Source organism: Alsobacter sp., from assembly GCF_059501845.1.
The window spans coordinates 116,413-131,070 of sequence record NZ_JCACDK010000018.1; the positions used below are offsets into that span (position 1 = coordinate 116,413).

Below are 14,658 nucleotides of genomic sequence, written 5' to 3' on the forward strand. Positions count from 1 at the left end.
TCCTCCCTGTCAGGGCCCGCTCTCGCCGCCGTTCGGGAAGATCATGCTCTTGACCAGACCCGGGGCGTTCTCGGCGTGCTCACGAAACAGCGCCGGGGCCTGATCGAGGCCGACGCGGCGCGTCACCATGGAGCCTACGTCCACCCGCCCCTCGCGCACCAGTGCGATGGCCCGGGGGTAGACCTCCCCCATACGCCGGGCGAACTTCACTTTCAGCGCCCGCCTGCGCGCCTCGGCTGCAGGCAGCGTGTAGATATCGCCGTCGGGAATGCCGACGAGCAGCACCCTGCCGCCGATGCGGGCCGCGAGAACCGCGTCACGGAAGCCTTCGGGCGAATTGGTCGCCTCGACCACGAGCTTGGCCCCGAGCACGTCGAGCCCGGCCGCGGCCTGCGCGTCCTTCAGCCCGGTGAGGTCGGCGCAGGCGAGGGCCGCGCCGTGCGACAGTGCCATGGCGCGCCGGTGTTCCTGCGGCTCGACCACATGGACCGCCCCCGCTCCGGCCGCGTGCAGCACCTGCAGGATCAGGAGGCCGATCGGCCCGGCTCCGAGAAGCGTCACAGTCTCCAGCAGGCGCGGTTTGGCGAGATCGACCGCGTGGACCGCCACTCCCAGGGGCTCGAGCATCGCCGCCTCCAGCGGCGTGGTGCCCTCCGGCACGGGCACGAGCTGCCCCTCGGGCACCCATATGCGTCCCGTCATCGCCCCGTCGTTCGGTGGCGCTCCCATGAAGCGGACATTGGGACAGAGGTTGAAGTAGCCTTGATGGCACCATTCGCAACGATTGCAGGCACCGTTGGGGTCGACCGCGACCAGCGTCCCGCGCGCCAGCCCCAGCCCGGGGACGTCCTGCGTGAGCCAGCCCGCGAACTCATGGCCGGGAACGAAGGGCTGGCGGATCTGCTGCAGGGAGCCGATCCCGCCATCCTTGTAGTAGTGCAAATCGCTACCGCAGAGCCCGACCGCGGCGACGTCCAGCAGGACCTCTCCCGGCTTCCCCTCGCGCAAGTTGAACGGCGCGAGCCGCGCATCGTGGGCACTGTGCAGGAAAAGCGCGCGGGACATTCGAACCCTCCTCGGCGCGGAATCCCGCGCGGATGTGCAGTGCAGGGCAGACTAGCGCAGTCGCAGCGTCTGCGTCTTCGCCTGCGCCCCGCGCATCAGGAGTCTTCCGTGTGGACATTGCTTAAGGCGGTGACGCATAAGCTGCCTCCTCGTCCTGCCGGATGGCATGTGCCTTGCTGAACGGCTTCGAAAGGCGCCCTGGCGCCGGCCCCCGATCGACGGAACACGCCATGACCTCAACCGCGCTCCCGACCGACCGCCCTCTCGCGACCCGCGAGCGCGACGTCGAGCCCGATGCGGCGTCCATGAAGGCGCAGATCCTCGCCAAGCTCGTCTACTCGGTCGGAAAGATTCCCGTGGCCGCCAGCCGGCGCGACTGGTTCGTGGCCACGACGCTCGCGGTGCGCGACCACATCGTCGACCGCTGGATGACATCGACCCGGCAGACCTACCGCAATGGCAACAAGCGCGTTTACTACCTGTCGCTCGAGTTCCTCATCGGCCGCCTGCTGGGAGACGCGCTCACGCAGTTCCAGCTGACCGACCCGGTGCGGGAGGCGCTGGACGAACTCGGCGTCAACCTGGACGACCTCCGCTCGATCGAGCCGGATGCGGCACTCGGAAACGGCGGTCTCGGCCGCCTCGCCGCCTGCTTCATGGAGAGTATGGCCACTCTCGGCATCGCCGCCTATGGCTACGGTATCCGCTACGACCACGGCCTGTTCCGGCAGGTGATCCAGGACGGCTGGCAGCACGAATTTCCGGAGGAGTGGCTCTCCGTCGGCAATCCGTGGGAGTTCGAGCGGCCGGAGGTCGACTACAATGTCGGCTTCGGCGGGCATGTGGAGTCGGTGAACGGCCATGACGGCAATCCCCGCCAGGTCTGGCACCCCGCAGAAACCGTCGAGGCCGTCGCCTATGACACGCCGGTCCCCGGCTGGCGCGGGAGCCACGTCAACACGCTCAGGCTCTGGTCGGCGCGCGCCGGCGATCCGCTGAAGCTCGACGCCTTCAACTCGGGCGACCATGTCGGCGCGTTGTCGGACAGGGTGCGGGCGGAGTCCATATCCCGCGTGCTCTACCCCAGCGATGCCACGCCGGCGGGCCAGGAATTGCGCCTGAGGCAGGAGTACTTCTTCGCTTCTGCGTCGCTGCAGGATCTGCTGCGCCGCCACAAGAAGCAGTTCGGCGACTTCGCCACTCTGCCGGACAAGGTCGCCATCCAGCTCAACGACACGCACCCCGCCATCGCCGTTCCGGAGATGATGCGCATCCTCGTCGACGTGCACGGGATGGAGTGGGAGAAGGCGTGGGACATCACCAACGCCGTTTTCTCCTACACCAACCACACGCTCCTGCCCGAGGCTCTCGAGACGTGGCCGGTGCCGCTGATGGAGCGGCTGCTGCCGCGCCACATGCAGCTGATCTACCTCATCAATGCGCTGCACCTGGCGCGCCTGCGCAAGGTCGAGAAGGCGGATGACGCGCTGCTCTCCTCGCTGTCGCTGATCGACGAGGGCAATGGACGGCGCGTGCGCATGGGCCACCTCGCCTTCCTCGGGTCGCACAAGGTCAACGGCGTCTCGGCGCTGCACACCGACCTCATGCGCCAGACCGTGTTCCGTGACTTCAACACCGTCTTCCCAGACCGCATCGTCAACAAAACCAACGGCATCACGTTCCGGCGCTGGCTGTTCGAGGCCAATCCGGGATTGACGAAGCTGATCGTCGAGGCCCTGGGCCCGGGCTTCATGGACCAGCCCGACAAGCTCGAGGGGCTCGCGCCCTTCGCCGACGACGCTGCGTTCCGCGAGCGCTTCGCGGCCGTGCGCTCGGTCAACAAGGGCGCGCTCGCCCGGATGATCCAGGAGCGCGTCGGCGTGCGGGTGGATCCCAGTGCGCTCTTCGACGTCCAGATCAAGCGCATCCACGAGTACAAGCGCCAGCTCCTGAACATCCTCGAGACGGTCGCGCTCTACGACATGATCCGGGCCAAGCCGACGCAGGACTGGACGCCGCGCGTCAAGATCTTTGCCGGCAAGGCGGCGGCGAGCTACCAGCAGGCCAAGCTCATTATCAAGCTGGCCAACGACGTGGCGCGCATCGTCAACGGCGACCCCACGGTGCGCGGCCTGCTCAAGGTGGCGTTCCTGCCGAACTACAATGTCAGCGCGGCCGAGATCATCATCCCCGGCGCCGACCTGTCCGAGCAGATTTCGACAGCCGGCATGGAAGCGTCCGGCACGGGCAACATGAAGTTCGCCCTCAACGGCGCGCTCACCGTCGGCACGCTCGACGGCGCCAATGTCGAAATCAACGAGCGCCTCACCCCGCAGGACATCTTCATCTTCGGGCTTACCGCCCAGCAGGTGGAGGAGCGCCGCGCCAGGGGCATCGACGCGACCGAGACCATCACCGCCTCGCCCATTCTTGCCGAGGTGCTGGACGCCATCGAATCGGGCGTGTTCTCGCCTGACGATCCCGGCCGCTACCGCGGCCTCGTCAATGCGCTGCGCCACCATGACTGGTTCCTGGTGACCGCCGACTTCGACGATTACTGGCGCACACAGCGGCGCATCGACCAGCGCTGGCAGGATCCTGCAGGCTGGTGGCGCTCCGCCGTGCTGAACACGGCGAACATGGGCTTCTTCTCGTCCGATCGCTCGATCCGCGAATATGCCGAGCAGATCTGGGACGCTCCCATAGCGCGCGATCCGGGCGCCTGAGCTGTGCGGGAGCGGCGTTGCGCCGCTCTTCCTCTTCGGAAGCGAACCATTGCCGAGACTTTGGTGTTGAAGCGGCCACCGTGTCGCGAAACACTGGACCCAGGCAAGGCGCGCAGTCTCCCCTCCGGGGAGGCATCCCAAGCGCCGGCGAGCCCCGGGCGTCCGGAGGGGAGGAGTGCATGACCAAGGTGCCGACGAGTACGCCGCTCGCGAGGACGGCGATGGCCTATGTCCTCGCCGGTGGCCGTGGCAGCCGCCTGATGGAACTCACCGACCGCCGCGCCAAGCCGGCCGTCTATTTCGGCGGCAAGTCGCGCATCATCGACTTCGCCCTGTCCAATGCCCTGAACTCCGGCATTCGCCGCATCGGGGTCGCCACGCAGTACAAGGCGCACAGTCTCATTCGCCACCTGCAGCGGGGCTGGAACTTCTTCCGGCCCGAGCGCAACGAGAGCTTCGACATCCTGCCGGCCAGCCAGCGTGTGGCCGAGGACATGTGGTATGCCGGCACTGCCGACGCCGTGTACCAGAACATCGACATCATCGAGAGCTACGCCCCCCGCCACATCGTGCTGCTGGCGGGCGACCATATCTACAAGATGGACTACGAGGCGATGCTGCAGCAGCACGTCCAATCCGGCGCCGACGTGACCGTCGGCTGCCTCGAGGTGCCGCGCATGGAAGCTGTCGGCTTCGGCGTGATGCATGTCGACGAGCAGGACCGCATCCTGTCCTTCCTCGAGAAGCCGAAGGACCCGCCGCCTATGCCGGGAAGGCCCGACAAGGCGCTGGCGAGCATGGGCATCTACGTCTTCGAGACGGAGTTCCTGTTCGACCAGCTGCGCCGGGACGCGGCGGACCAGGAATCCGAGCGCGACTTCGGCAAGAACATCATCCCCTACATCGTCAGGCACGGGAAGGCGGTGGCCCACCACTTCTCCCGCTCCTGCGTGCGGTCCAACTTCGAGAGCGAGCCCTACTGGCGCGACGTGGGAACGGTGGACGCCTACTGGGAGGCCAATATCGACCTCACCGCCATCGTGCCCGACCTCGACCTCTACGACGCGGAGTGGCCGATCTGGACCTTCGGCGAGATCACCCCGCCGGCGAAGTTCGTGCATGACGAGGACGGGCGGCGCGGCCAGGCGATCTCCTCGCTGGTCTCCGGCGGCTGCATCGTTTCCGGCGCATCGCTGCGCAACTCGCTGCTCTTCACCGGCGTCCGCATCAACTCCTATGCGAGCGTCGAGGGCGCGGTGGTGCTGCCCTACGTCGAGATTTCGCGAGGTGCGCGGCTGAGCCGGGTCGTCGTCGACAGGGGCGTGCGCATCCCGGAGGGCCTGGTCGTGGGCGAGGATCCCGAACTCGACGCGATGCGGTTCCGCCGGACCGACAAGGGCATCTGCCTCATCACGCAGAACATGATCGACAGGCTGAACGCATGAGCCTGGCGGTCCTGTCGGTCGCCTCCGAGATCTTCCCCCTCGTCAAGACGGGCGGCCTCGCGGACGTCACCGGCGCGCTGCCCGGCGCGCTGGCGGGTGAGGGCGTCGCGGTGCGCACGCTGGTGCCCGGCTATCCCTCCGTCACCGCCAGGTTGGAGGGCGGCGAGGAGGTGAAGGCCTACGCCGACCTCTTCGGCGGCGCCGCCCGGGTCGTCGCCGGCCGGGCCGCTGGGCTCGACCTGCTCGTGCTCGACGCGCCGCACCTCTTCGACCGGCCCGGCAACCCCTATGTCGGCCCCGACGCGCTCGACTGGCCCGACAACGCCTTCCGGTTCGCCGCGCTCGGAAGGGCCGGCGCAGACCTGGCCTTGGGGTCGACGGGCTGGCAGCCAGACCTCGTTCACGTTCACGACTGGCAGGCCGGTCTCGTCCCGGCCTACCTGCACTATGACGGCGCGCAGGCCCCACCGACGGTGGTCACGATCCACAATCTGGCATTCCAGGGCGTGTTTCCCGCCGGCCTGATGGTGCCCCTCGGATTGCCGGCCCGCGCCTGGTCGGTGGACGGTGTCGAGTATTTCGGGGCCATCAGCTATCTCAAGGCCGCGCTGCTGATGTCGGCGCACATCACGACCGTGTCGCCCACCTACGCCGTCGAGATCCGCAGTGCGGAGGGGGGCATGGGTCTGGAGGGCTTGCTGCAGACCCGCGCCGCCTCCGTGACCGGCATCGTCAATGGCATCGACGACACGGTCTGGGACCCCGCCACGGACCCGATGCTGCCGGTCCACTTCGATGCCCGGCGCGTCAAGGCGAGGGCTCATGCCAAGCAAGCGCTCCAGCAATGGTTCGGGCTCGCACAGGACCCCGACGCCCTGCTCTTCGGGCTGGTCAGCCGCCTGACCTGGCAGAAAGGGATCGACATTCTGTTCGACCGCATGGGCACCGTGCTGCTGGAGGGCGGTCAGCTCGCGGTGCTCGGCGCCGGCGACCCCGCCCTCGAGGAAGGCTTCCGCAATCTGGCAGCCGCCCACCCGGACCGCGTCGGCTGCCGCATCGGTTATGACGAGCCGCTCGCCCACATGATCCAGGCCGGCTCGGACGCAATCCTGGTGCCATCCCGCTTCGAGCCCTGCGGTCTCACCCAGCTTTGCGCCCTGCGCTACGGCGCCATCCCGGTGGTCGCGCGGGTGGGCGGCCTCGCCGACACGGTGATCGACGCCAACGAGGCCGCCATGGCGGCGGGCGTCGCGACCGGCATCCAGTTCAACCCCGTGAACGGCGCCATGCTCGACCATGCCCTGCGGCGTACAGCGGCGCTGTGGCGGGACCAGAAGGCGTGGCGCGCGATGCAGAAGAACGCCATGCGCGCGGACGTCTCCTGGCGTGCCTCGGCGCGCCGCTATGCCGAGCTCTTCCGGGAGGTCGTCGGCGCATGAGGCAGGGCATCGGCCCGGGTTCGCCGGAGCCGCTGGGCGTCGTTCCCGTCGAGGGCGGCGTCAACGTGGCGGTGTTCTCGGCGAACGCCACATGCGTGTGGTTCTGCCTCTTCGACGAAGCCGGAGGCCAGGAGATCGAGCGTGTCGCCCTGCCGGAGCGAAGCGGCGACGTGTTCCACGCCTTCGTGCCCGGGATTACAGCCGGCCAGCGCTACGGACTGCGGGCCGACGGCCCCTGGGAACCCGGCGCAGGGCACGTCTTCAACCCGGCGAAGCTCCTTCTCGACCCCTACGCCGTGCAGATCGACCGGCCGTGGTCCCTTCACGCGAGCCAGTTCGGGTTCGTGGCCGGCGACCCCGGGCGCCGCGACACCGGCGACAGCGCCCAGCATGTGCCCAAGGCCATCGTGACCGTGCCGCATGCGCCGGCGCCCGGACGCGCCTTCGTCCCGTGGGCGGAGACGGTCGTCCAGGAGATCCACGTCCGCGGCCTGACGATGCGCCACCCCGGCGTGCCGGAGACGCTGCGCGGGACCTTCGGTGCCCTGGCCCGGCCCGCGGTGATCGATCATTTCGTCCGGCAAGGCATCACGACCCTGGAGCTGATGCCGGCCATGGCCTGGCTGGACGAGCGCCACCTGCCGCCGCTCGGCCTCTCCAATGCGTGGGGCTACAACCCCGTCGGCTTTCTCGCCCCCGATCCGCGTCTGGCGCCTGGCGGCTGGGACGAGATCGCAGGCGCAGTCGCAGCCCTGCACGCCGCCGGCATCGAGGTCATCCTCGACGTGGTCTACAACCACACGGCGGAGAGCGACGCCTTCGGCCCAACCGTCTCGCTGCGCGGGCTCGACCAGGCCTCCTACTACCGTCTCACGGACGGCTCGCCCCGCGGCCTCGTCAACGACACCGGTTGCGGCAACACGCTGGCGCTCGACAACCCCGCCATGCTGCGGCTGGCGCTCGATTCCATGCGGCAATGGGCGGGCCGGGCCGGCATCGACGGCTTCCGTTTCGACCTTGCGGCGACGCTGGGGCGGCACGCCGGCGGGTTCGATCCCGCCCACCCCTTCCTGTCTGCCGTGGCGCAGGACCCCATGCTGCGCGGGCTGAAGCTCATTGCCGAGCCCTGGGACATCGGGCCCGGCGGCTACCAGCCCGGCAACTTTCCGGCTGCCTGGGGCGAGTGGAACGACGCGTTCCGCGACGATGTCCGCCGCTTCTGGCGCGGCGAGCCCGGGCGCCGGGGGTCGCTGGCGACGCGTCTCGCCGGGTCCCAGGACCTGTTCGGCCGCAAGCGCAGGCCCTCGCGCAGCATCAATTTCGTCACCGCCCATGACGGCTTCACGCTGGCCGACCTCGTCTCCTACGAGGCCAAGCGCAACGACGCGAATGGCGAGACCAACCGCGACGGCACGAACGCCAACCATTCCTGGAACAACGGCACCGAGGGACCGACCGGCGACGCCGCCATCCTCGCCGCCCGGGCCCGCGACCAGCGCGCCCTGCTGGCGACGCTGTTCGCCGCGCGCGGCACGCCGATGCTCTCCATGGGCAGCGAACTCGGCTTCTCCCAGAGCGGAAACAACAACGCCTATGCGCAGGACAACGAGACGACCTGGGTCGACTGGGACCACGCGGACGAAGACCTCGCGCGCTTTGCAGCCCGCTGCGCAGCCCTGCGGCGCGACCTGCCTGTGCTGCGGCAGGACCGGTTCCTGACCGGGGCGGCGGTCGATGGCGGCGACCTGCCAGACGTCGACTGGCGCGACCCCGACGGCGCGAGGCTGGACTCAGGCCGGTGGTCCGACGGCCAGGCAAGGGCGCTGGTGATGATCCTCGCCGGGCCCGACCCGGAGCAGCCGGAAGAACCGCTGTCACGCGTCGCGGTGGCGTTGAATGCAGGACAGTCCAGCCTGCCGCTGACGCTCCCCCCGCCCCGGCCAGGCGCGCGCTGGAGCCTTCGCCTCGACAGCGCCGAACCCGAGCGGACCCTTCCGTCGCCTCTCCCGCAGGGCGGAACGACCCTGCCCGCGCGGGCCGTGCTGATCTTGGCCGAGGAGGCAGACCCCGGCGAGGGAGGCATACGCCGCACCGCCGGTTCGTCCGGCCGGGAGCTGGAACGGCTCGCTTCCGCCGTCGGGATCGCCCCGGAATGGTGGGAGGAGACGGGTGTCCACCATGCCGTCTCCCCGGAGACCCGCCGGGCCCTCCTCGCCTGCATGGGAATTGCCGCCGGCACCGACGCGGAAGCCCGGGCGGCTCTCGGAGAACTGGCCAAGCAGCGTGACCGGCGCGCCCTGCCCCTGAGCATGGCAGCAACGGTGGGCCGTCCCGCTTCGATCGCGCTGGGGCCGGGCGGCGACGCGAGCGGCGGTGCGATCCGGCTCTCGATCACGGGAGAGGATGGTCGCACGACGCTGGTCGACCTCGACCCCGGTACGCTGCCGCGCACCACGCGGGAGGCCGCCGACGGGCGCATGGCCAGCCACGCCCTCGCGCCCCTGCCGGTATTGCCGCCCGGCCGGTACGAGGTGGTCCGCGACGACGCGCCGGACACAGTCTGCCGTCTCACTGTCGCGCCCGCCACGTGCTACCGCCCGCCCTTGCTGGAGGGCGGAACACGGCTCTGGGGCGTCGCGGCCCATCTCTACACGCTACACCGTGCCGGCGACCATGGCGTCGGCGACTTCGGTGCTCTCGCGGAACTGGCCGAGGCGTCCGCCGGCCTTGGTGCGACGATCGTCGGCCTGAACCCGCTTCATGTCATGCCGCCCGAAGATCGGGAACGAGCGAGCCCCTACAACCCCCTCGACCGGCGCTTCCTCGACCCGATCTACCTCGATCTCGCCGCGCTCGGCGCCGCCGACCCCGACGGCGCGGCGCGGCGCGTGACGGCCGGCCTTTCCGACGATCTTCAGGCGCTGTCCTCGGCGACGGCCATCGACTATCCCGGCGTCTGGGCGATCAAGGACCAGGCGCTCCGCGCTGCCTTCGCCGGCTTCGAGCGCCTCTCGCTGCGCAATCCCGACGACCATGCCGTGCGCAGCTTCCGCAGCTTCGTGCGCGAGGGCGGCCCGGCGCTCGATCGCTTTGCCTCCTTCCAGGCCATCGCGGCCACACGGCCGGGCGAGCGCTGGACGGAGTGGCCGGCCGCACTGCGCGATTCCTCCTCGCCCGCCGTCGAGGACGCGGCGGCGCACGCGGCTTCGGAAAAAAGCTTCTCGCTCTGGACGCAATGGCTCTGCGACCGCCAGTTGGCCGGTGCCGCCCGGCGAGGCCGGGACGCCGGGCTGTCGCTCGGCCTCTACCGCGACCTCGCGGTGGGCGCGGCGCCCGACAGCGCCGAAGCCTGGGCGGGCGGTGCCGCGTTCGGCCGCGGTGCCTCAGTCGGGTCGCCGCCAGACCTGTTCTCGCGCGACGGGCAGATCTGGGCGCTGCCTCCCCCGAGCCCGCTCGCGATGGAGGAGGATGGCGGAGCGTGGTTTGCCGGGCTGGTCGCTGCCAATATGCGCCATGCCGGCGCCCTTCGCATCGACCACGCCATGGCTCTGCAGCGCCTGTTCTGGGTGCCGGAGGGCGCGAGGCCGGCGGACGGCGCTTATGTCGCCTACCCCCGCGAGGCGCTGATCGGCCAACTCGCGCTGGAGAGCCATAGCGCCCGTTGCATGGTGGTGGGCGAGGATCTCGGCACGGTGCCGGAGGGCTTCCGCCAGCGCCTCGACGATGCGGGAGTGCTGAGCTACCGCGTGCTCTGGTTCGAACGCAGGGGCGCGGGTTTTATTCCGCCCAGGGACTATCCAAGGGCAGCCGCCTCCTGCGTCTCCACCCACGACCTGCCCACCCTGGCCGGCTGGTGGCAAGCGTCCGACGTGGACGAGCGGGAGGCGCTCGGCCTGTTCTCGCCGGAAGAGGCGAAGGCAGGCAGGCAGGCACGACGGGCCGAGAAGGCCGTGCTTCTGGACACCCTGCGCGCCGCCGGGCAGGACCCCGGCCCGGTCGACCCCGGCGGGCCGCTGACGCCGGCCATTGCCGCCGCCGTGCACGCCTTCGTCGCCGCCACGCCCTGCCATCTGATGCTGGCCCAGGCCGATGACCTCGCAGGCGAGACGGTGGCCGTGAACCTGCCGGGCACCGATCGCGAGCGCCCCAACTGGCGACGTCGCCTGTCGGTCGACCTCGCCGCCCTCCTCGACGGCCCCCTGGCAGCCGCGATCATCGCGGCCGTGCGGCGGGAGCGCGGCTGAGGCGCATCGGCGGATTGATGGTTGCCGCGGCTCAGACCGGCAGCATGCCGTCCGTCTTCACCTCTTCCATCACCGCGTAGGTCCGCGTTTCCTTGACGCCCGGCAGGGACAGAAGGATCTCGCCAAGGAAGTGGCGGTAGGCCGCCATGTCCGCCACCCGCGTCTTGACGAGGTAGTCGAACCCGCCGGCCACCATGTGGCACTCCAGCACCTCCGGCGAGCGCTTCACGGCCTCGGCGAAGCGCTCGAACACGTCCGGCGTAGTCTTGTCGAGCCCGACCTCGACGAAGACGAGCAGCCCACGGCCGAGCTTCACGGGATCCAGCATGGCGCGAAAGCCGGTCACGAAGCGCTCGCGGAACAGGCGCTTGACGCGCTCGCTCGTTGCAGTCGGGGACAGTCCGATCCTGTCAGCCAAGTCGACCGTGGTGACACGTCCGTCCTCCTGGAGGATCTTCAGGATGCGGCGATCAAGGGCGTCAAGATCCGACATACAGGAAATCTCTACAAAGCGGCTTGGCCGTAGGGAATAGCACGGACAATCAGCTTGGGCGAGGCCTACGAACACCGTCCATCTTCGGATATGATGGAGATCTCACGCCAGAGAGGCCAGCCCGCAATGTCCGCCCCCTTCCGCGCCGCCTATGCACCCGACGATGCGGCGATTGCCCGCCGCCTCCTGGCCCATGCCGATCTCGGTCCGCAGCGCGAGGCCCGCATCGATGCCAGGGCGACGATGCTGATCGAGGCGATCCGTGGGCGCAGCGCCGGCCTCGGCGGGGTCGAGGAGCTGCTGCGGGAGTACTCGCTGTCCACCAAGGAGGGCCTCGCGCTGATGGTGCTGGCCGAAGCGCTCCTGCGCGTGCCGGACTCCATCACGGCGGACCGCCTGATCGAGGACAAGCTCGGCCAGGGCGACTTCGCCCACCACGAGACGAAGTCGGGCGCGCTCTTCGTGTCGGCCTCGGCCTGGGCGCTCGGGGTGACCTCCCGCATCATCCAGCCAGGCGAGACCCCCGAGGGCATCCTCGGCCAGCTCGCCAAGCGGCTGGGATTGCCGGCGGTGCGCACGGCGACGCGGCAGGCCATGCGCGTGCTCGGCAGCCATTTCGTGCTGGGCCAGTCCATCGGCGAGGCGCTGGAGCGGGCCCGCTCGGGCCAGGGCCGCCTGTTCCGCTACTCCTTCGACATGCTGGGCGAGGGAGCCCGCACGCAGGACGATGCCGAGCGGTATGCCGCCTCCTATGCCGATGCCATCGAGGCGATCGGCCGTGCGGCCGGCAACGAGCCGCTGCCCAACCGCCCTGGCATATCGGTCAAGCTCTCCGCGCTCCATCCGCGCTACGAGGCGCTGTCGCGCGACCGGGTGATGCGCGAGCTCGTGCCGGCGACGCTGCGCCTCGCCCAGGCGGCGCGCCGCCACGAGCTCAACTTCACCGTCGACGCCGAGGAGGCCGACCGACTGGAGCTCTCGCTGGACGTGTTCGAGGCCGTCCTCGCCGACCCCTCGCTGGCGGGCTGGGACGGCTTCGGCCTCGCCATTCAGGGCTACCAGAAGCGCGCAGCCGAGGTGATCGATCATGTCGAAGGCCTCGCCCGCCGGTACGGGCGGCGGCTGATGGTGCGCCTGGTCAAGGGCGCCTACTGGGACACCGAGGTGAAGCGGGCGCAGGAGCGCGGGCTCGCCGGCTATCCCGTCTTCACGCGCAAGGCGATGACGGACCTGAACTACGTCGCCTGCGCCGAGAAGCTGCTTGCGGCGCGCCCGGTGCTCTACCCGCAATTCGCCACGCACAACGCTCTCACCGTCGCCACCATCCTTGAGCGCGCCGGCGATACCCAGGGCTTCGAGTTCCAGCGCCTGCACGGCATGGGAGACGCGCTCTACCAGGCGCTCATCGAGGATGTGCCCGGCCTCGCCGTGCGCACCTACGCCCCTGTCGGCGGCCATCGCGACCTCCTCGCCTACCTCGTACGGCGGTTGCTGGAGAACGGTGCCAACTCGTCCTTCGTCTCCGTGGCGGCAGACCCGAACGTGCCGGTTCGCGAGCTGCTCCGGCGGCCGCAGGACATCGTCGCCCGGCCGGATGCCGCCATCAACCCGAGGCTGCCGATGCCGGCGGACCTCTACGGTCCCGGCCGCCGCAACTCGGCCGGCGTCGAGTTCGGCCACGCCGGCAGCCTCGCCGCGCTGCTCGCCGAGATCGAGGCGGGCGCGAAGGCGCCTTTCACGGCAACGTCGCTCGTCGACGGCAAGGCACGCGGGGGACCGATACGCCCGGTCGTCGCCCCTGCCGACATCGCCCGAACGGTCGGCACGGTCAGCGAGGCCGACGAGGCGACTGCCGATGTCGCCATGGCAGCAGCCCGCGCCGGCTTCCGTGCCTGGGAGCGCACGCCGGTGGCGCGTCGCGCCGACGTGCTCGCGCGTGCCGCCGACCTGCTGGAAGCCCGGCGCGGTCGCTTTCTCGCCCTTCTGCGGGACGAAGCGGGCAAGACGCTGGACGACGGCGTCGCCGAATTGCGCGAGGCGGTGGACTTCTGCCGCTACTACGCCCAGCAGGCCCGGGGCCTGTATGGCGAAGGCGTCCTGCTGCCCGGTCCGACCGGGGAGGAGAACCGCCTGCTGCATCGCGGCCGGGGTGTGTTCCTGTGCATCAGTCCTTGGAACTTCCCCCTCGCCATCTTTCTCGGCCAGGTGGCGGCGGCGCTGGCGGCCGGCAACGCCGTCGTGGCAAAGCCCGCCGAGCAAACGCCCCTCGTCGCGTTCGAGGCCGTGAGCCTCCTGCACGAGGCCGGCGTCCCCGCCTCGGTCCTCCACCTCGTGCTCGGCGACGGCGCCGTGGGAGCCAGGCTGACGGCACATCCGGCGGTCGCCGGCGTCGCCTTCACCGGCTCGACGGACGTGGCGCGCCGCATCAACCGCGCGCTGGCGGCAAAGGACGGGCCCATCGTTCCGCTCATCGCCGAGACCGGCGGCATCAACGCCATGATCGTCGACGCCACCGCCCTGCCGGAGCAGGTGGCCGACGACGTCGTGACCTCCGCCTTCCGCTCGGCCGGCCAGCGCTGCTCGGCCCTTCGCCTGCTGTGCCTGCAGGAGGACGTCGCCGACCGCATGCTGGAGATGATTGCCGGCGCCGCCCATGAACTGAAGCTGGGCGACCCCCGGGATGTCAGCGTCCAGGTCGGGCCGGTCATCGACACCGAGGCAAGGCAGCGGCTGGACGCGCACATCGCCGCCATGAAAGGCGGCGCAGCCATCGTGCGCTACGCCGGCGAGGCGCCCGCGGGCGGCCATTTCGTTGCGCCCCACATCTTCGAGCTGAAGCGCGCAGCAGACCTTGCCGAGGAGGTCTTCGGCCCAGTGCTGCACGTCGTGCGCTGGAAGGCGGGCACGCTGGACTCTCTGCTCGACGCCATCGCCACCAGCGGCTACGGCCTCACGCTGGGCGTCCACTCGCGCATCGACGCCACGGTCGAGCGCATCGTGGAGCGGCTGGACGTGGGCAATTGCTACATCAACCGCAACATGATCGGCGCGGTTGTCGGCACGCAGCCTTTCGGCGGATCCGGCCTGTCGGGAACCGGCCCCAAGGCTGGCGGCCCCGATTACCTCCGCCGCTTCGGCCTGGAGCAAACGGTGACGGTCAACACCGCCGCCGCCGGCGGCAACGCCGCCCTGATCGCGTCGGGGGAGTAGGGCTCGGACCGCGCGTCTTCAGACGCGCACTCAGCG

At 70.0% G+C, this 14,658-nt stretch carries 7 protein-coding genes; 5 read left to right on the forward strand and 2 right to left on the reverse strand.

Annotated features, from left to right (window positions below; genetic code table 11):
• Nucleotides 1-9 precede the first annotated feature (9 nt).
• Complete coding sequence (locus tag AC5JCN_RS15460; RefSeq protein ID WP_495755971.1) at nucleotides 10-1,065, reverse strand: zinc-dependent alcohol dehydrogenase; 1,056 nt, start codon at nucleotides 1,063-1,065, stop codon at nucleotides 10-12.
• Between the two features lie 230 nt (nucleotides 1,066-1,295).
• Between AC5JCN_RS15460 and AC5JCN_RS15465 the strand changes: the two genes are divergently transcribed.
• The 4 genes from AC5JCN_RS15465 (at nucleotide 1,296) to glgX (ending at nucleotide 10,919) form a co-directional block, all read left to right on the forward strand.
• Nucleotides 1,296-3,791 (forward strand): glycogen/starch/alpha-glucan phosphorylase, encoded by a 2,496-nt coding sequence (locus tag AC5JCN_RS15465; protein ID WP_495755972.1) that lies wholly within the window; start codon nucleotides 1,296-1,298, stop codon nucleotides 3,789-3,791.
• A 179-nt stretch (nucleotides 3,792-3,970) separates the two neighbouring features.
• Entirely contained in the window at nucleotides 3,971-5,236 is a 1,266-nt protein-coding gene (glgC, locus tag AC5JCN_RS15470; RefSeq protein WP_495755973.1) for a glucose-1-phosphate adenylyltransferase, read from the forward strand.
• Complete coding sequence (gene glgA / locus AC5JCN_RS15475) at nucleotides 5,233-6,675, forward strand: glycogen synthase GlgA (protein WP_495755974.1); 1,443 nt, start codon at nucleotides 5,233-5,235, stop codon at nucleotides 6,673-6,675. The genes glgC and glgA overlap by 4 nt, the downstream gene beginning before the upstream one ends.
• A complete protein-coding gene (gene glgX / locus AC5JCN_RS15480; RefSeq protein ID WP_495755975.1) occupies nucleotides 6,672-10,919 on the forward strand; it encodes a glycogen debranching protein GlgX in 4,248 nt (1,415 codons plus the stop codon). Before glgA ends, glgX begins: the two co-directional genes overlap by 4 nt.
• 31 nt (nucleotides 10,920-10,950) lie before the next feature.
• Here glgX and AC5JCN_RS15485 read toward each other — a convergent pair whose 3' ends face one another.
• A complete protein-coding gene (locus tag AC5JCN_RS15485; RefSeq protein WP_495755976.1) occupies nucleotides 10,951-11,412 on the reverse strand; it encodes an Lrp/AsnC ligand binding domain-containing protein in 462 nt (153 codons plus the stop codon).
• A gap of 126 nt (nucleotides 11,413-11,538) precedes the next feature.
• Between AC5JCN_RS15485 and putA the strand changes: the two genes are divergently transcribed.
• Complete coding sequence (gene putA / locus AC5JCN_RS15490) at nucleotides 11,539-14,622, forward strand: bifunctional proline dehydrogenase/L-glutamate gamma-semialdehyde dehydrogenase PutA (RefSeq protein ID WP_495755977.1); 3,084 nt, start codon at nucleotides 11,539-11,541, stop codon at nucleotides 14,620-14,622.
• Nucleotides 14,623-14,658 lie beyond the last annotated feature (36 nt).